This window comes from Chryseobacterium sp. MYb7, from assembly GCF_002979455.1.
Classification (GTDB): domain Bacteria; phylum Bacteroidota; class Bacteroidia; order Flavobacteriales; family Weeksellaceae; genus Chryseobacterium.
The window spans coordinates 35,807-55,267 of sequence record NZ_PCOU01000003.1 but is presented as its reverse complement, the minus strand read 5'-3'; the positions used below and the strand labels follow the sequence as shown (position 1 = coordinate 55,267).

The window sequence follows — 19,461 nt, the reverse complement described above, 5'->3', positions numbered from 1 at the left end:
CAATCAATAACACGATGGAAATACTGTTTTTTTACCTTCTGCTGCTCGTTGCAGCTGCATTTTTGATATTTTACTTTAAAGACAGTCTGTATTCTGCTAAAAAAGTGAAAATATTCAAAGATATTTATGAGAAATATCCCTATTACTTTATTCCTCAAAAACCTGTGAAATGGTTTGATTTTACCGGGTTGATGAATAGTTTCAGAATGGTTTCTCTTTCGGCGGATATTCTTTCCATTATTGATAAAAGAGAAATGCAGACCGCTTTGGGAAAAGATACAGGAAGGGAGCTGATAGAGAATAATTGTGATGAATCAGAAGAAGAATTCTGGTTTGACTTCATTGCAGATACAGGAGATGGTTTTGATGCTACTACCTCTGTTTTTTATCATTTAACAAGAGACAGCTATACCTATTCTTTTAGAAATGAATTTGACAGGGATGTGGAGAACGAGTCTGAAATTAAACTGAAAAGAGGATCTGTTCTGGTTGTAGGAGGAGATCTTGTATATCCTGTAGGTTCTGAAATCAATTACAGAGACCGTTTCAAAGGACCTTTAAGACTCGTAGCTCCGGATACAAGAGAATTGGGACCTATCCTCATTGCAACACCGGGAAACCATGACTGGTATGACGGGTTAAGTGCTTTTTTCAGGCTTATGTGCCAGAGAAGTAAAATCAGTGATTACAGAACGGTGCAGAACAGAAGCTATTTTGCCTATTCATTGAGGAAAAATGTACACTTAATGGGGATTGACAATCAGCTGCTGGGTGATATTGATATTCCTCAAATGACTTTTTTTACGGAATATGTAGAAAAAATATCGAAAGGAAATGATGTCAACCACATGATACTGCTCATTGCAGAACCCTACTGGTACAATTATGACATAAAAGACAGACATAAGAGAAGACAGCGCATGGACAGCCTGGAATACATCATCAGAACAATGAAAGAAGCTGTCAGAAAACTGGAGGACAGCAATATAAAATCAGAAATTATTTTTGATGTAGTGCTTACTGGAGATATTCATCACTATTCCCATTATAAATTGGATGAAAAAGTGAAAGGTTATGATAAAGAAATCAAGCATTATATTACTTCAGGCGGGGGAGGAGCTTTCGGTCATATTACCCATTTTTTGAAAGATGAAATTAAGCTTCCCATCTTACAAAATACAACCACTACAGAATTGAAATATGAACTGGACGGCAAATACCCGTCTAAAGAAAAATCCGGCAAGAAAACATTCTGGAATCTTATTTTCTTTATCATTAATTACGAATTCACAGTATTGCTGCTTTTCCTTTCATCAATCGTGGCCTGTATCTTTTGTTACTCAGATTCTCTCTTGAAATGGCTGGTATTATTACTGATTCCTATCGTATTTTGTTTTATCATCACCAAAGTCACCAGTACAGAATGTTCAGACGAAGAACAATGGAAGAGTAAAATGATGCGGATAGCTTTGTTCTTGTTGTCGTTTGGTATTCAATTATGGGTATTTGCAATATTACCTGAATATGATGAAATTACTTTTTTGCAGGATAGCCATTTGTTTTTTGTTGAGAACTTAAAAAACTTTTTTAAAGTTCCGGCCAGAAATGATTACATGATTGCGCAGGTTATTATTTCTGCACTTTTACAATCTATACTTTTCGGATGGTATATTCTTTTAGGGTACTACCTTTTCAAATTTTATATCACTGAAATCTCTTCAGGAAAAATAAATACAGGCAATAAAAACTTTCTGAAGTTTAAAATAACCGATAAAGAAATTGTCATCTATGTAGTGGCTATCCGGAAAACATACCAATGGATGAGTCTGTTAAAAAAGAAACAGGCTTTCCATTTACAGCGAGAGATGCTTAAGGAAGATCCGAAGAAATTTATCAAAGATAATTTTAAACTGGATCCGGACAAGAATGTAAAAATTATTGATAAAATAACAATTCCATTATAATTTCAGTTTCAAAACAACAATAACCTCAAAAATCAAACTCATGGAAACTCATTTAAAAAAAACAGCTCAAGATGATCATAGCGGAGTTCTGATCTCCTATTATCAATTGCGAATGTTTATCGGACTGCTAGGATTTCTCCTTTCATTTCTTCTTATTTTGACCACTTATTTTCTGAAGGATGAACATCCGTTCAAAGTAAGTATCAGCCATTATTACTACAGTTTCGGACATGTAATATTTGTTGGTACTTTATGTATTCTGGGTGGATTATTTGCTACCTACAGAGGGAAAGACAAATATGAAAACATGCTTTCCAATTTTGCCGGAGTAATGGCCGTTTTGGTAGCTGTATTTCCCACAAGATTTAAAGGGTATGGAGGAAATATTTACATCAATATCGATCAAGCAAACTATCAGAACTGGTTCACTTGGGTACACTATATCAGTGCGGGATTGCTTTTCCTTTCTTTTGCTGTGTTTTGTCTTTATTTCTTTCAAAAAAGTGATAAAAAACAGGATGGGGAAACTATTTCCGAAGAAGAAGCACTCAAGAAAGGTCGTAGAAATCTGTATTATAAAATCTGTGGATGGGGAATACTGATCAGTCTTGCCTGTATTGGGCTTATTGCTCTTTTAGGAGCCGATTCGGATTCTGATAATCAGTTCCTCATCTATTCTACCCTTATTTTTGAAACCACATCCCTGTTTTTCTTTTCTACCTCGTGGCTGTTAAAATCCAGTGAATTCTGGAACAAAAATATCCCGTTGGTAACCTATTTCAGATGATAATCTGTCGGTATATAAAGAGCTGAAGGTCTGTGTTTACAAAAGAATTTATCTATGATTGTGTTTACTTATTCTAAATAGGTGAAAAATGCGTAAATTTGTAAACAATTTATATTTATATGTTGACGAAAGAAAAGGTTCAGGATTTCCTTAAAGAAATAGAAGTAGACGACTTGGTGAGTAATTTTCAAATTATGGGTAATGATGTTTATATTGACATGACTGCTCATTCACCTGCAATGCACGAAAAGAAAAAACTGGAGGCTGCCATGAAACAGGCTTTTGCCAGTGAGTTTGGAGAAGACGTTCATTTAAAACTTAAGATCGTTTCTCCGGAGCCTAGTGAAATTCAGCAAAGTCAGATCAAAGGAAAACAAATTCCGGGAATTCAAAATATTATCGCTATTGCTTCCGGTAAAGGAGGAGTAGGAAAATCTACAGTGGCTGCAAATATGGCAGTAACATTGGCTAAAATGGGCTTTAAAGTTGGACTTTTAGATGCTGATATCTATGGACCATCTGTTCCTACCATGTTTGATACAGAAGGTGAAAAACCAATTTCTGTAGAAGTGAATGGGAAAAGCTTGATGAAACCCGTTGAAAATTATGGAGTAAAAATGCTTTCAATAGGATATTTCTCAGGAGCTAATCAGGCGGTAGTATGGAGAGGTCCTATGGCTTCAAAAGCATTAAACCAGATGATCAGAGATGCTGCATGGGGAGAATTGGATTTCTTATTAATAGATCTTCCTCCGGGAACGGGAGACATTCACTTGTCTATTATTCAGGAAGTGCCGGTAACAGGAGCAGTGATTGTAAGTACACCTCAGCATGTTGCATTGGCAGACGTAAGAAAAGGGATTGCAATGTTCCAGATGGAAAGTATCAATATTCCGGTTCTTGGATTAATCGAAAATATGGCGTATTTTACACCGGAAGAACTTCCTGACAATAAATATTATATCTTTGGAAACCAGGGAGCACAATATTTAGCTGAAGATCTTGGAATTCCTGTATTAGGAGAAATTCCGTTGATCCAAAGCATTAGAGAAGCAGGAGATGTAGGAAGACCGGCTGCGCTTCAGGAAGGATCTAAAATTGCAGAGATCTACACAGAAACTGCCAGAAAAATGGTAGAAAGCTTAGTGGAAAGAAACAAAAGTCTTCCTCCTACTGAAGCAGTGAAGATTTCAACAATGGCAGGATGCTCTCCAAAAGCAAAATAATAATAACTTTCAATAAAATTTGAAAAAAACCGAATCGAACTGAAAAATATGGAAACAAACATAACACACGAAGATACAGTAACAAGGGTAATGGAAGCTCTCGAAAGCATCAGACCATTTTTGAATAAAGATGGAGGTGATATTGAGCTTATTGATGTGAAAGATAATCAGGTGTTTGTGAAACTTTTGGGTAACTGTTCCGGTTGTTCACTGAATTTTTCAACCTTAAAATTAGGGGTTGAAAATACCATCAAACAACATGCACCGGAAATCGAAAAGGTAATCAACGTAGAGTAAAATTATATCTGAGATATTTTTAAAAAGACAGGCTTTTTTAAGGCCTGTCTTTTTTATATTAAACCTCACAGGTTTTCAAAACCTGTGAGATTTCTAATGATAAATTTAATTCAATAGAACCTTTATATTGTAATCTTCAAAGATCTCTACAATTTCTATAAACTTTGTTTTAAGTATTGCTTTACTCCTTTTATGATTGAGCCAATTGATTTCTGAGATGGATTTTACTCCAAAATCTCTACGCAGACAATCATACAAAGAATATATATTGCGTCCGAAGTATCCTGAGATCCCATGTATTTCCTCTCCCAGTGTACAGAAAAAACCATCTAAGCTGTGAAATTCATTTCCATCAATTTGAATGTTAATATTTTCTCTGATTATTTCAGGTTTACAAGAATGTAAAGCATACACAAGCCATCCTTGAAGTTCGTCTTTTCTAAAATTTTTCCAGATATTTTTTTCAATCATTTCATTATTGAGTTTCATATCCATGGCTTTTTGATACCCTTTAGGACTGGTCCATGCAAAACCAGTTAGAATGATATTATTTTTGGATTTGCTTATTTTTATACTACTGATAAAAGTACCCGATATGATGTTATTTTCCTGATCAAGGTTATAAATGAAACCATTGTTTTCATAAATTTTAGAGGCGTTTTCTATAGCAGAAATAAGACTGGGTACGTTATGAACATTCACCAGCCTTATTTTTTTATAAGCAATAGGATTAGCTCCTTCAATATTCTTTACCTGGTCTATGAAAGTGATAATTTCAGGATCATTTCCTGTATCTAATGCAAATCCAAACATGCAATTAGTCTTTTTTAAATATTTTTATTGTTTTACCACTTTATTTCCTACTCCCGTAATGGAAACATCAGGTTTTCCTGACTTTGTTCCGGAAGTTCGGTAGTAGACTACATTGTCGCCACCTTCCATGGAGATTTTGTCCACTTTGTCAACATAAACTTTATTACCTGTTCCGGAGACCTCAATCTTTTTTGCACTTCCTTTGACCGTTAATGTGTTATCACCACCTTCTACCTCAACTGTCCCTCCATTGAGAGCATAGTTGAGTGTATGGCCCACACCTTCTACATGTACCATCTTATTACCCTCTGTTTTTTCTACACCTTTTTGGGATTCTACTTTTCTGGATTGTGAGAATGCGGTTCCTGTTCCTAGTAAAAGGAGAATCAAAATTCCTCCTGTTTTCATATTTTTCATTGTGAATTGGGTTTTTGTTGAAGGTAAATATAGATATAAAATGATTTTTTCAAGAATTTTAAAAGTTAAATCATCTTAAATTTCTCCATAACAAAAAAGCCCCGGAAGATCCGAAGCCTTTTCAATCAACTAAATAGTATATTTTACTTTACAATAACTCTTTTGATCTGTCCTTCCGAGGTTTTTACAAGATAAACTCCTGTAGAAAGGGTAGAAGTGTTTATTGTTAAAGCATTCTTTTCTTTTCCGATTAACTTTCCGGACATATCATATAATTCGTAATCCTGTTTTCTGTTAAAGTAAAGGGTATTTCCTTTGTTGACAGGATTTGGGAATACATTGAAGGTTGCTTGCTCAGTTTTTATTTCACCTGTTCCAAGTGTTGCTGGCATTGCTACTTCATACATGGACAGAGTTCCGCTGATTTCATTGGCTACAATCACATAACCTTTATTCGTAGTTGTATTTTCAGGAGCGATGTAGATGATTCCTTCAGGACCATTATCACCTCCGTATGCTGAGGTAGAACGTGAATGTTTATAATCTGTGAAAGTAGGATTATTAGGATCTGTGATATTATAAACCATAACTCCTCCGGTTCTTTCTAGTGTGATGAAAGCATAAGTCTGCCCGTTTATCTTTCCTAGTGCTACACCTTCCGGTTCAGGACCTTTGGCACGGCTTCTGTTTTTAGCACCATTGGATTCATTATCTGCATTGAAAATTGATGGATGATTAGCGGCAATATACCGTTCAAACTGATCTCCACTGTCGTAGACAATCTGTTTAGTATCTGCATTGAAAATGGAGAAAGAACGGGCTCCTAAAGCGGCCATTTCTTCAAACTCTGCATCTCCGTCTGTATTTCCTGTAGCAGAAGAAACCCTGAATCTTCCAAGGTTATAGGAAGCCTTTAAAATATTGGAATTCGGGAACAATACAGGATCTAAAATATAATTGTTCGCTCCAACGGTAGTTCTTTCGCTGAATCCTGAAAGATCTTTTTCGTCACCTTCATTGGCTGTTACAATATAGTTGGTGTTTCCTACCTTATAATTTTGTACCGCATCCGGAACGTAATAGGCTTTCACTGGCCAGTTGGCAATTAAAACCTCACCATTATTGTCTGAAGCGTCAAATCCGTTACCAGGAAGGCTCATGTCTTTTTTGCCTAATCCCCAGACTCCTGTAACGGTTTTGGTAGCCAGATTAATCTCAGCAATGGCATTGTTTTCTTGAAGCGTTACCCATGCTTTCTGACTGTCAGTACTGATGGTTACATATTCAGGTTCCAGATCCTGAGAAAGGGTATTATTTGTTCTTACTTTTCTTAAGCCAGTAGCGGTTAATGCTGCTACCTGAGAATCAAAGCTATTGAAATTAAGAGTGGTTACATTAGTTTGGGTAAGGTTTCCGATACCTCCGGAAATATCAATGATACTGATGGTTCCTTCAGGATCTACCGTATAAGCATCATTAGGTTCTCCTTCATTGGCAGTAATCACTTTTGTTCCATCCGGTGAAAACGTTACCATGTCAGGTAGAGCTCCTACAGTTACCTGCTTCAGGAAGTTTCCATTGATATCAAAGAATACTACAGAACCGTTTTGCTGAGGATCGGTGTTAGGAGATGCGGCTGCAATGATTCCGTTTTTTACAGCAATACTTGTGATTCCTCCATAAAGAGCCATATTCACTGTTTTTATTACTGATGGTGTTGCAGGAGTACTGAAATCAATAATATCAAAAACATCCGTAATGGAGCTGATGGTGAATAAACGTTGTGTGGATGGATCATGAACTACAATTTCTGTAGAACTGTTATTGCTTCCTGAAGGATCAAAACTTAGGAGATAATTCAGCTGAATCTGATTGGAAGGAACCGGAGCCGGTTTATCATTATCTACAATATAAACAGTTGCAGAATTGTCTCCTGAAATAGTAGCTCCAACCGGATTTTCAAGGCTTACAACAAAATATTCTGACTGTTGTTCTGCCAAGGTGTCATCAATAATTGGAATATTAACCGTATAACTCGTTGTAGACGGAGTAATATTGATTGTTTGATTGGTTAAAGTAAAATCATTACTATCAGCTGTACTGAATGGCGCTGGTTTTACAACAAGATTTACCGTAGAGTTTGATGGATTGGTAATATTGATTTTAAATGCAAGATTTCCTGCATTTTCATTCACTTTGATGAAATTCTTTTCTAAAGAGATGGTTGTTCCGACAGTTGTAAAAGTGCTGGAAGCAACAGTAGTAACTCCATTATCACTGAAGTCTTCTACCGTATTAGGTTTAAGCGCTACATAATAAGTCTGTCCCAGCGCGAGGCCGGAAGTTGGGATTACAGTGATGGTATTGTTGCTGAAAGTTGTAGTGAAGGGAACTTGGGTACCTGCAGCATTTCCAAGACGGAAATCGATGAGGTTTTGTACATTAGAATCGTTGATCGCGGAATTATCGGTTAATCTTACATTTTCATTAAAAGATAAAGTAGGATTTACAGTAGTGGGAATGTTATTCGTATTATTAGCGGGAAGATAAGTGACTGAAGGTGGGGTAGTATCAACGCTTCCTATCGGGGCTGCGTCTACTGTAAAGTTATCAAAACGATTGTTTCCTCCTGTTCCGCCTCCCGTTGCAGAAAATTCTACCTTTAATTTAAAGTTAGGATTGTTATTGGCTGCCTGTATTGCCGAAAAATCCAGGGTCACCAGCTGTGGATCGGCATCCTGAGGACTCACAATCTGGAATGGTACAAAAGTAGTTCCGTTGGTAGAATAAGACCAGGTTTGAGTTCCTGCTCCCTGTGCAGACCTTCTTGTAGTGAACTTAGCAATAACATTGTTATATCCCGTTGTGGGAAGGTTAAACTGTAAAGCCCCACCAATCGGATTATTGAATCTTAAATGGGTTCCGGATGCATCACCATTTCTGGCATTTAAATTTTGAGAACTAAAATTCTGTCCGGTACCGCCTGCAAAGTCGATTATACTTGTTCCTCCTGCTACAGCTGCCAGAGAGCCGTTCACCAATGTAGATGAAGATGCAGTGATTGTAGCCGCAGAAGAGTTATCGTTAAAATTCCAGTAATGAATCAGTGTCTGCCCGAAAAGACCGCTCTGGAAAAAGAATGCAGCTATCACAGACCCTTTTAATAGGTAGTTGTTGATCATTTTTTACTTCAATTAGATAAATGCAAAAATGAACTTTATGTTTCGCAACTATTTTAATGGAATTTTAAGAAATGTTTAAAAAATAGGTTTATTTCCGATAAAAGATAAAATTATGCTTGAGTGAGAAACTTTAGAATGAAATTATTTCCCGGATTTTCCGGAAAAGTTTAAAATTGTTCCTGATTTATTTCCTTCTAAAGGATGCTTCTGCATATAAAAATATCCTGAAACAGCAGTCACAAGCAAGAGTACAAAAATTACCAGAACAATTCTTTTTAACATGTCTCTCATATCGCTAAATTTTTAATGTCTCTAATTTCTAAAGTAGATGTAGGGTATCCATTTTGTGTTACCTTCATCATTGCTCTACCCACTTCGTGTAAAGTTAATGATTTTGATTGAAAAAAAACAGGAAAAATCCAAATAATAGGTTTAAAAAACCATTTTACATTCAATTGACCTTCAACAGGTTTCATGAATCCGGGACGGAAATTATAAGCTCCTTTGAAATTCATTTTTTTCAGATCATTTTCTGTTTTGCCTTTTACGCGTGCCCACATCAGTTTTCCACTCTCTGTGCTGTCTGTGCTTGCTCCGGAAACATAGCTGAATACCATGTCCGGATTTTGGTTCAAAACAGCTTTCGCAAAGTGAATGGTTGTATCGTAAGTGATTTTGGTATAGTCTTCTTCATTCATCCCCACACTACTGATTCCTGCGCAGAAAAAACAGGCATCATAACCTTTCAGTTTTTCATCATGAAGGTTTATGGATAAAAAATCGGAGATAAGATATTCTTTTAGCTTGGGATGTGTTTTTCCGGAGGGTTTTCTGCTTATGCTCAGGATCTCGGAAACATTCGGATTTTCAAGACATTCCATTAAAACACCTTCGCCTACCATTCCTGTTGCTCCTGTAATGATTATTTTGATTGGGTTCATTGCTTTGCTATTGATATGGGTATGACGGATGAGGATGAGGTTTTACTTTAAATTTTTTTAATAAAAAGTAAAAGATAAAAGGTAAAAGGTAAAAGGTGTTGTCTTAAATATCTGGATCCAATAATTCAATAGGGGGTGGTCTTTAGCCCGCCTTAAAAAATGAGCCACCTTCCATTGGCTTTAGCTAAAATCTAATAAAAATTGTAAAAAACCATCTGAGAGCATATAGATTGCTTCGTCGCGTTGCTCCTCGCAATGACAAAATAAAAGCCAGCTCAAAAATGGCTGGCTTTCAATACTATTGTTTGCTGTTATTTTTTATGTTGCAGCTGACTGTAAATATTATGAATTAATCCGTCTGCTACTGAAATTTTTGGAACAAAGATTCTGCTGATATCAGACCATGACATTACATTGTTGAAGATACTCAGGGCATGTACTAACACGTCTGCACGGTCTTCTCTCAAGTTGTAATTCGTCATTCTTTCTTCCACGGAAAGTTCATTGAATTCTTTGTAAACCTTTTTCAAATGAGATAAAGACATTGGTTTCCCGTCTTTGGTTTTGCTCATAGAGAACACTTTGTTGATGTTTCCTCCTGATCCGATGGCAACAATCGGTTTTTTGCTGACAATATTGTCTTTGATTTCATCCTTCATTTCTTTCCAGTTTTCCATGGTAACCAGATTATTAAGAAGACGGATGGTTCCGATATTGAAAGATTTTTCGTAAACCATTTTACCGTTTTCGTAGAAGGTAAGTTCTGTAGAACCTCCACCTACGTCAATGTATAAATAGGCAAATTCTTTGTCAAGACCTTCTGCGACATGGTTTTCATAAATAAGAGTAGCTTCTTCATCACCGGAAATGATTTCAATATCAATTCCTGATGCATCTTTTACCAGATTGATGATTTCATTACCATTAGCTGCATCACGCATGGCACTTGTGGCACAGGCTCTGTAATGATCCACTTTGTATATTTTCATGAGGTCACTGAAGATTTTCATAGAATCAATAACCATTTTTTCTCTTTCCGGACCTATTTTCCCAATAGTGAAAACATCCATTCCCAGTCTCAGAGGAATTCTGAGAAGGTTCAGCTTGATGAATTCGGGTTTTCTGTTATTGATCTTTACTTCATTGATAAGAAGGCGGGCTGCATTACTCCCTATGTCTATCGCTGCTATCTTCATTTTTTAGTTGTTTTAGCTTTTAAATATTTATAGGTTTCTATTTGTGAACGACATTCTTTTTTATCATTTCTTATATATTCATTACCCAGTCTTTTATCCAGAATTCTGGCTTTTACATTATCCCTAAGCTGAATATCAAGAATATCTTTTAATTCTTTCTTAAGGTTTTTGTCAGTGATTTTAGCGGCTGCTTCAATCCTGTAATCCAGGTTTCTGGTCATCCAATCGGCGGAAGAAATATACATGTCTTCTGATCCTTTATTGTAGAAATACATTACTCTGGCATGTTCCAGATATTCATCTACAATACTTATGGCTTTTATTTTTTCTTTAAAATCCTTCTGGTTTACGGCACAATAGATTCCTCTTACGATTAATTTGATAACCACTCCGGCTTTGGCAGCATCATAAAGTTTTTCTATTAACAGTCTGTCGCTCATAGAGTTTACTTTTACGATGATTTCTGCCCTTCGTCCGGCTTTGGCTTCTTCAATTTCTTTATCAATATGGTGAACAATCTTTTCACGCATAAATTGAGGGCAAACTAATAAATTTTTACAAGTTTTCAAAATCGGAATGAAATCATCTTTCGGTTTTTTCAGTACATTGAATACTTTATTGATGTCTGCCATGATTCCACGGTCTGCAGTCAGCAACAAGTGGTCACCATATATTCTTGCCGTTTTTTCATTGAAATTCCCGGTACTTACAAATCCATACTGGATGGTTTTATTGTGTGCTCTTTTTTTGATGATACACAGCTTGGCATGTACTTTTTTGTTAGGAATCCCAACAAGAACATTGATTCCTTCCGGTTCCAGCATATCTTTCCATTCCAGGTTGGATTCTTCATCAAACCTTGCCTGAAGCTCCAGCATTACAGTCACTTCCTTACCATTTCTTGCAGCATAGATCAGGGCATTGATAATTTTTGAACTGCTTGCCAGACGATAAGCAGTAATTTGTATAGATTTTACATCGGGATCCATAGCAGCTTCACGCAGAAGGTCAATCACCGGATTATACTTGTGGTAAGGGAAGGTCAGAAGAACGTCTTCTTTTAAAATAACATCCGTCACCCTTTCTCCATGTTCAAATGCCTGATGGGTAAAAGAAGTTCTTTCCACAGGTCTTTCATACTTTTCAAACACATCGGGAAAATCCATGAAATGTTTGAAATTATGAATTTTTCCTCCGGGGATGATGCTGTCTTTCTTGGTCAGATTCAGTTTTCTGATAAGGAGTTCCAGCAGTGCTTTATCCATATCTTTATCAAAAACGAAACGGGTGGGTTTTCCTTTTCTTCTGTTTTTGAGTCCTTTTTCTATCTTTTCTGCGAAGTTGGTTTTGATGTCATTGTCAAGATCAAGCTCAGCATCTTTTGTTACTTTAAAAGCATTGGCAGAGAATTCATCATATCCGAAATAAGAAAATATATGCGGAAGATTAAAGGTAATCACATCCTCAAGTAACATCACATTTTTCTCTTCCGGATCTTCCGTTGGCAGTAATACAAATCTTCCTACAAAACGGGACGGAATTTCAATAATCGCATAATTGCTGGAATACTGCCAGTCTTTTTTTCTCATTGCAACACCCAGATACAGACTCTTGTCTCTAAGATAAGGCATTGGCGTATTTTCGTGAAGAAGAATCGGAATCACATTAGATTCTACCACTTCATCGAAATATTGGCGGACAAACTCCTTTTGTTTTACAGTCAGGTTTTTGGAGTTTTTAATAGAAACTTTATGATCAGCCATTTCAGTCTGGATTTTTTTCCAGGTTTTATCAAAATTCAGCTGTTGTCTCATCACAATTTCATTGATGCGCTGAAGAATTTTGGACGGCGGCTGGTAGAAAGATTCGGCAATCACTTTTTCCTTAAAATCCATGGCACGCTTTAATCCGGCAACACGCACTCTGAAAAATTCATCTAAATTGTTGGAGAAAATTCCGAGGAAACGTATTCTTAAATGTAAGGGAACTTTTTCATCCATGGCTTCCTGCAAAACTCTTTCATTAAAGGCCAGCCATGTGATATCTCGTGGATTAAAGTGTATTGACATTCTAAATGTGTATATTTTATCAAAAATAATAATTCGCCAAGATTCTTACTCTATTTCTTAGGTTAAACTTTGATTAATTTTTAAAGATTGGTGAATTAATTTGTTGTGTTGATAATAAATATATTGATAATCAGTCTGTTTTGCAAATTTTAATATTGAGAGAATCCTGATTTTATGGAGCAAATGATATTGAATGTATAGGAAAAGGTTATACTGTAAAATATTTCATGACAGAGAAGGATCAATGAATGTGTTTAAGTATCTGTTGATAATTCCAGGAGTCCTGATATGTGGCATTCTGCTAAAGTTAATATGAAAAAATTGCCATTTTAAATCATACAAAACCTCGATTTTATCAGGGTTTTTATTTTTATTGTGTCATTTTGTCATAATTCTTTGAATGGTACAGATATTGAGAAATTGAGAGTGTAAATTAAATTAAAAATAGAAAAAATATAAAATATTATGAGTAAAATAATTGGAATTGACTTAGGAACAACCAACTCTTGTGTTGCTGTAATGGAGGGTAAAGACCCTGTTGTTATTCCTAACGCAGAAGGTAAGAGAACTACTCCTTCTATCGTAGCTTTTACGGAAGACGGAGAGAGAAAAGTAGGTGATCCTGCAAAAAGACAGGCTGTAACGAATCCAACAAAAACTGTTTACTCTATCAAAAGATTTATTGGAACTCACTTTAAAGATGATGCTTCTGAAATCACAAGAGTACCTTATAAAGTGGTTGCCGGACCAAACGATACTGTAAAAGTAAAAATCGACGATAGAGAATATACACCACAGGAAATTTCTGCAATGACGCTTCAGAAAATGAAGAAAACTGCTGAAGATTATCTTGGACAGGAAGTAACAAGAGCGGTAATCACTGTTCCTGCATACTTCAACGATGCACAGAGACAAGCTACTAAAGAAGCCGGAGAAATTGCAGGTCTTAAAGTAGAAAGAATTATCAACGAACCTACTGCTGCAGCATTAGCTTACGGTCTTGATAAAAACCATAAAGATCAGAAAATCGCAGTATATGACCTTGGAGGTGGTACTTTCGATATCTCTATCCTTGATTTAGGAGATGGTGTATTCGAGGTATTGTCTACAAACGGTGATACTCACTTGGGAGGTGATGACTTTGATGATGTGATCATCAACTGGATGGCTGATGAGTTCAAAGCTGAAGAAGGGGTAGATTTAAAATCTGACGCAATTGCTCTTCAAAGATTGAAAGAAGCTGCTGAAAAAGCTAAGATTGAATTATCTTCTTCTCCTCAGACTGAGATCAACTTACCATATATCACAGCTACTGCTACTGGTCCTAAACACTTAGTGAAGAGTTTAACGAAAGCTAAATTCGAGCAATTATCTGCTGATCTTGTAAGAAGATCTATGGAGCCTGTTGCTAAAGCATTAAAAGATGCTGGTTTATCAACTTCTGATATTGACGAAGTAATCTTGGTAGGTGGTTCTACAAGAATCCCAATCATTCAGGAAGAAGTAGAAAAATTCTTCGGCAAAAAACCATCTAAAGGAGTTAACCCGGATGAGGTTGTAGCTATTGGTGCAGCTATTCAAGGAGGTGTATTGACAGGTGATGTAAAAGATGTATTACTACTTGACGTTACTCCACTTTCTTTAGGTATCGAAACAATGGGTTCTGTATTCACTAAATTAATTGAAGCGAACACTACGATCCCAACTAAAAAATCTGAAGTATTCTCTACAGCTTCTGACAACCAGCCAGCTGTAAGCATTAGAGTAGGACAAGGTGAAAGATCAATGTTCAACGATAACAAGGAAATCGGTAGATTCGATCTTCAGGATATTCCACCAGCACCAAGAGGAGTTCCTCAAATTGAAGTAACATTCGATATTGATGCTAACGGTATCCTAAGTGTATCTGCTAAAGATAAGGGAACTGGTAAAGAGCAGTCTATCAAAATTCAGGCTTCTTCAGGTCTTTCTGACGAAGAAATCGAAAGAATGAAGAAAGAAGCTCAGGAAAACTCTGCAGCGGATGCTAAGAGAAAAGAAGAAGTTGAAATCTTCAACAAAGCTGACGGATTGATCTTCCAGACTGAAAAACAATTGAAAGAATTCGGTGAAAAACTTTCTGCTGACAAAAAAGCAGCAATCGAAGCAGCTCACGCAGAATTAAAAACAGCTTTCGAAGCTAAAAATGTTGATGACGTAAAAGCTAAAACTGAAGCGTTAGATGCAGCATGGATGGCAGCTTCTGAAGAATTATATGCAGCTGGTCAACAGCCGGGTGCTGATGCAGGTGCTGGAGCTCAGAACGCTGGTGGAAACGCCGGAGCTGAAGATGTACAGGATGCAGACTTCGAAGAAGTAAAATAATTATTTGATTAATAATAATTAATAAAATATAGAAAACCCCATAAACAAATGTTTATGGGGTTTTTCATTTTTGATATTCTCTCTTATTTTATTTTGGTGTTTGTAATGAGCTATTGGTACCGACATAATGGTCAACTTTCAATAGAACAAGAGAATTACAAAATTAAATTGTATATGAAGGACACAAAAAAAGTGTACTGATTACATTTTTTGCATAGAAGAAAACGCGGAAAATAAATTAAGGTGTTAATTTTATTTAGTAATATCTCCGGTTGGCTGGTAATCTGGTACTCCTAACTGCCATAACGCAAACGCAAAAATATCTCCAATATTAGCATATCGCTGTATTGTTGGTATATCCCCTCCGTGGCCTCCAGCATAATCTATTTTCAACAAAATAGGATTATTGGAAGAATTATTCGCTAACAATTTGGCAACAAATTTTGCAGGGATCCAAGGTGCTACCCTGGGATCATTAATCCCTGATGTGATAAGAGTTGCAGGATATTTTATTCCTTTTTTAATGTGATGGTATGCATCCATTTCCAATAGCCCTTTAAAATCAGTAGAATTATTTAGATTACCATATTCTTGAGCCGCAGATTTCCCTACGCCTCCAAGCTCATTTCTCAAAGTATTTAGAACTCCTGATTCTATAATTACCGCACCAAAAAGGTCTGGCCTTTCGGTCATTGCTCTTCCCATTAATATTCCGCCTGCGCTTCCTCCTAGGATGGCTACTTTCTTTGGTGATGTATAATTTTTATTAATTAAGTATTCGGTACAGGCAATCAAGTCTTTCCATGAATTTGATTTTTTAGATTTTTGTCCATCAATATGCCATTGTTCTCCTTTTTCTCCACCACCTCTTACATGCGGAACAGCAACAATTCCCCCTTGGTTTGCCCACAATAGGTAACTGATAGAAAAGTATGGAAAATAGGATTCAGCATAAGCACCATACCCATTCATAAGAATTGGAATCTCTCCATTCCTTTTAATGTTTTTATTGTAAATTAAAGATAATGGAACCTCTACGTCATCGTAAGACTTTACCGTAATTTCCTCAACTACAATATCTTTGAATTCTGGATAATCAATGATCGGCGCAATATTTTCTGGGGTAAATTCACTCTTTTGAAGGTCATATTTAAATCTTTGCTCATCATTGGCCCAGCCTGAACAACTCATCCATATATCCGAAAAATCTTTTCCTTTCGCTTCCAGATATATATTTCCGGATACAAATGGGGTTTTTATATTGTGTTCTTTTCCATCTTTATACAAATATAATTTTGCTTCTACCCCGTTTTTTGTTCTTGTATAATATATTCCATCTTTCGTTACAGCATATCCTGTAATCACTTCATCTGCCATTTCAGGCACCAATATTTGCGGATTTTTGAAATTTGGATTCTTAGCGCTGGTCTTACAGAGTTTGTAATTCAAAGTATTATTATAGCCGGATAAAAAATAGATATCATCTCCAGCTAACCGCATAGATGGTATTTTATCTTCTTTAGTATACAAAGGTTTCCAGGTCTTTTTACCGTTTAATAAGTCTTCTTTCCTGATAATAAACGTTCTCCTAAAGTCTTCTGAATCTACCAGATTTCCTACATAATACTTGTCATCGGCATTAAATGCCATAATAGCCGGGTATGTATTTTCCTCTATATTTAGATTAGGATTATTAGATCTGGAAAATACATTATTTAACTTTTTTGGATTTTCACCGATTTTATATAAAATTGTTTGAACATTTTTTACATAATCTTTAGAGTTACTGTCAATGACAGGATAATAAACATAAAAAAATCCTGAATTATCCTGTAACCATTTAATACCCCCAATGCTGGACGGATTGGTGTTAGTCACAACTTCCGGATGAACATATTTATTTTCTACATCTATTACAATAACCTGAGAGATTTCTTTGCCATCTTCAGTTAATGAAACAGCCAATCTGCTTCCATCCCAGCTGGGACTTAATAGATTGACTAAAAATTGATGTTTAGATTTATTTGAGGAATCTTTAAAAGAGGATATGAAACTATCAGGATCATACAGTAACTGTTCCGTCCCATTAAAACCATTTCGATAGTAAACTTTTGCAGTTCTCTCTTCAGAACCTTTTTTCAAATAGAAATATTTATCATTATCAGTTATTTCTAAATCAGATACTGAATACCCCTGCCTTTTGTCAAATTCTAAACGTTTTTTAAGGTAATAATCTCTATTAGGGATTTTATTAATCAAAAAACTGGCGTAATCTGTCTGCGATTTCATCCATCGAGCAGTTGCAGAGTCCTTTAAATTTTCTAGATTTCTGTAATCATCAGTAATTTGGGTGCCAAAATAATGATCAATAGCAGGCACAGAAAGAGTTAAATTTGTTTTTTGTGCACCTAAGAATAGTAAAATTAGTTTTTATTATATTACTTGTGATCAATAAAATGGATATTTTTGTACCGCATACTTTAGTTTATGAAAAGCCTAAAATATTTTTTCTTTCTTTTATTAGCATACAATCAATATTATTCTCAAAATAAAGTTTTAATTGATACTTTGTCTCAATATAACTATTTAGAATTAGAAGAAAAATTCTACAATTACAAGGACAATAATAAAATTAAAGAGTCTAAAATCATTGCTGGATACTACTTGAAAAAGGCAAAGAAAGAAATGATCATCAATAATATTGCTGAAGGGTATGTATTCATGCAGTATAATCAGAACTTAGCTGCCTCCCTAAAATACATAGATAGTTTAGAATCCATTAGTCATAGACTGCATGATGATAGATATCCTGCCCGTATCTATCTGCTAAGAGGCAAACTGTATTTTGATTATGATAACGAAAAGTTAGCGTTGGATAATTTTGTAATCGCTTTAAGCCATGCGAAGGAAAAGAACAACAAACGACAGATTGCTATCGCTGATCTTCAAATTGCTTATCTCAATGGATATATAGGAAAACATAAAGAGACCGTAAAGGTTCTGGAATACTATTACGGACATCCTGAATTTTTAACTCCCCAGGATATTGAACACATCCAAATAAGTTTGGCAGATGCATATATTGACATTTATGAGTATGATAAAGCATTAAAATTAATAAAAGATGGATTAAATGATGCTACAAAAAATAAGGCAAAAATAAGATATAACAAGTATTTAATCTTGTTGGGCAGATATAATTTTGAAACTAAAAATTACCCCAATGCTATAGCAGATTTAGAAACCTGTAAGAAATATTTTTTAAAGAACAATCTTGATTTTGACGCTAATTATACTATGTTATACTTAGGAGAATCATATTTAAAATCAAATGAAAAAGATAAAGCTGCAGAGAATTTTATTAAAATTGATTCTATTATTCAAAAAACGAATAATACTTTTCCTGAACTTCGGGATGTTTACACTTATCTTGTAGATTATTTCAAAGAGAAAAAAGACAAGGAAAAACAGCTTTATTATATTGAAAGATTCCTGGCTGTTGATAAGATTCTTTATGCTCAGTTTAAATACATCTCGCGAGAATTGCCAAGAAAATATGATGCCCCAAAACTCTTAAAAGAAAAAGAAAATATTATTAACGATTTAGAAAAAAAGAAATATTTTTTGTTTTCCGGTTTAGGTATTTTACTGCTGGCGCTCATTGCTGTAGGTTTTTTCTTTTATAAATCTAAAAAATCAGAAAAGAAATATCGGAAAATAGCGCAGGACTTAATAAAATCTATTCATGAAAAGAAATCAGAAATAGAGGAAAAAGAAGAAAGAAAAGATTTTATTCCTTCTAAAATTGAGAAATCTGTCATTAGAAATATTTCAGAGAATACTGTACAAAAAATTCTGAAGGAATTAGAACGATTTGAGAACAACGAATTGTTTTTACAAAAAGGAATTACTTTAAGCAGCCTTGCAAAAGATTTTAAAACAAATTCTGCATACTTATCCGATGTGGTGAATACTTATAAAGAAAAGAACTTTGCTTCTTATCTCAATGATCTTCGAATAGACTATGCTTTGAAAAGATTAGTACAGGATAAAAAATTCCGTTCTTATAAGTTAATTGTTGTTGCCGAAGAATTAGGTTACAATAATAAGCAGGCTTTTGCTTCAGCTTTCCGAAAAAAAACAGGAACCATTTTGAGTACTTATATCAAAGAAATTGATCAATCTCAGGAATAACTCATCATTTT

At 35.3% G+C, this 19,461-nt stretch carries 14 protein-coding genes; 6 read left to right on the top strand and 8 right to left on the bottom strand.

Annotation, left to right across the window (positions count from 1 at the left end; genetic code table 11):
- Positions 1 to 14 precede the first annotated feature (14 nt).
- The 4 genes from CQ046_RS03710 (at position 15) to CQ046_RS03695 (ending at position 4,274) form a co-directional block, all read left to right on the top strand.
- On the top strand, positions 15 to 1,964 hold the full coding sequence (locus CQ046_RS03710) for a hypothetical protein (protein ID WP_105700981.1): 1,950 nt from the start codon (positions 15 to 17) through the stop codon (positions 1,962 to 1,964).
- 40 nt (positions 1,965 to 2,004) lie between these two features.
- Positions 2,005 to 2,751 (top strand): hypothetical protein, encoded by a 747-nt coding sequence (locus CQ046_RS03705; RefSeq protein ID WP_105700980.1) that lies wholly within the window; start codon positions 2,005 to 2,007, stop codon positions 2,749 to 2,751.
- A 119-nt stretch (positions 2,752 to 2,870) separates the two neighbouring features.
- Complete coding sequence (locus tag CQ046_RS03700) at positions 2,871 to 3,977, top strand: Mrp/NBP35 family ATP-binding protein (RefSeq protein ID WP_105700979.1); 1,107 nt, start codon at positions 2,871 to 2,873, stop codon at positions 3,975 to 3,977.
- Between the two features lie 48 nt (positions 3,978 to 4,025).
- Positions 4,026 to 4,274 (top strand): NifU family protein, encoded by a 249-nt coding sequence (locus CQ046_RS03695; RefSeq protein ID WP_002977212.1) that lies wholly within the window; start codon positions 4,026 to 4,028, stop codon positions 4,272 to 4,274.
- Between the two features lie 105 nt (positions 4,275 to 4,379).
- On the opposite strand, the gene CQ046_RS03690 is transcribed toward CQ046_RS03695, so the two are convergent.
- The 7 genes from CQ046_RS03690 to ppk1 all read right to left on the bottom strand — a co-directional run bounded on the left by CQ046_RS03690 (position 4,380) and on the right by ppk1 (position 12,892).
- Complete coding sequence (locus tag CQ046_RS03690) at positions 4,380 to 5,087, bottom strand: barstar family protein (RefSeq protein WP_105700978.1); 708 nt, start codon at positions 5,085 to 5,087, stop codon at positions 4,380 to 4,382.
- A 24-nt stretch (positions 5,088 to 5,111) separates the two neighbouring features.
- Positions 5,112 to 5,504: a DUF3060 domain-containing protein gene (locus CQ046_RS03685; RefSeq protein ID WP_105700977.1), complete on the bottom strand. Its 393-nt coding sequence runs from the start codon at positions 5,502 to 5,504 to the stop codon at positions 5,112 to 5,114.
- A 143-nt stretch (positions 5,505 to 5,647) separates the two neighbouring features.
- Positions 5,648 to 8,686: a choice-of-anchor I family protein gene (locus CQ046_RS03680; protein WP_105700976.1), complete on the bottom strand. Its 3,039-nt coding sequence runs from the start codon at positions 8,684 to 8,686 to the stop codon at positions 5,648 to 5,650.
- A gap of 141 nt (positions 8,687 to 8,827) precedes the next feature.
- Entirely contained in the window at positions 8,828 to 8,977 is a 150-nt protein-coding gene (locus CQ046_RS23500) for a hypothetical protein (RefSeq protein WP_156106575.1), read from the bottom strand.
- Positions 8,974 to 9,627 (bottom strand): NAD-dependent epimerase/dehydratase family protein, encoded by a 654-nt coding sequence (locus tag CQ046_RS03675; RefSeq protein ID WP_105700975.1) that lies wholly within the window; start codon positions 9,625 to 9,627, stop codon positions 8,974 to 8,976. The genes CQ046_RS23500 and CQ046_RS03675 overlap by 4 nt, the downstream gene beginning before the upstream one ends.
- Before the next feature lie 311 nt (positions 9,628 to 9,938).
- Positions 9,939 to 10,823 (bottom strand): exopolyphosphatase, encoded by an 885-nt coding sequence (locus tag CQ046_RS03670; RefSeq protein WP_105700974.1) that lies wholly within the window; start codon positions 10,821 to 10,823, stop codon positions 9,939 to 9,941.
- Positions 10,820 to 12,892 carry a polyphosphate kinase 1 gene (ppk1, locus tag CQ046_RS03665; RefSeq protein ID WP_105700973.1) on the bottom strand — a complete coding sequence of 691 codons (2,073 nt, stop codon included), beginning with the start codon at positions 12,890 to 12,892 and terminating at the stop codon, positions 10,820 to 10,822. Before ppk1 ends, CQ046_RS03670 begins: the two co-directional genes overlap by 4 nt.
- A 465-nt stretch (positions 12,893 to 13,357) precedes the next feature.
- Between ppk1 and dnaK the strand changes: the two genes are divergently transcribed.
- On the top strand, positions 13,358 to 15,256 hold the full coding sequence (gene dnaK / locus CQ046_RS03660) for a molecular chaperone DnaK (protein WP_047420886.1): 1,899 nt from the start codon (positions 13,358 to 13,360) through the stop codon (positions 15,254 to 15,256).
- 252 nt (positions 15,257 to 15,508) lie between these two features.
- Here the strand turns inward: dnaK and CQ046_RS03655 are convergent, their stop codons facing one another.
- The gene (locus tag CQ046_RS03655) at positions 15,509 to 17,680 is read right to left on the bottom strand and encodes a prolyl oligopeptidase family serine peptidase (protein WP_105700972.1); all 2,172 of its coding nucleotides are present in this window, start codon (positions 17,678 to 17,680) and stop codon (positions 15,509 to 15,511) included.
- Positions 17,681 to 17,743: 63 nt separating this feature from the next.
- On the opposite strand from CQ046_RS03655, the gene CQ046_RS03650 reads away from it, so the two are divergent.
- Positions 17,744 to 19,450, top strand: coding sequence for a helix-turn-helix domain-containing protein (locus tag CQ046_RS03650; protein WP_105700971.1), 1,707 nt, complete (start codon positions 17,744 to 17,746; stop codon positions 19,448 to 19,450).
- Positions 19,451 to 19,461: the final 11 nt, after the last annotated feature.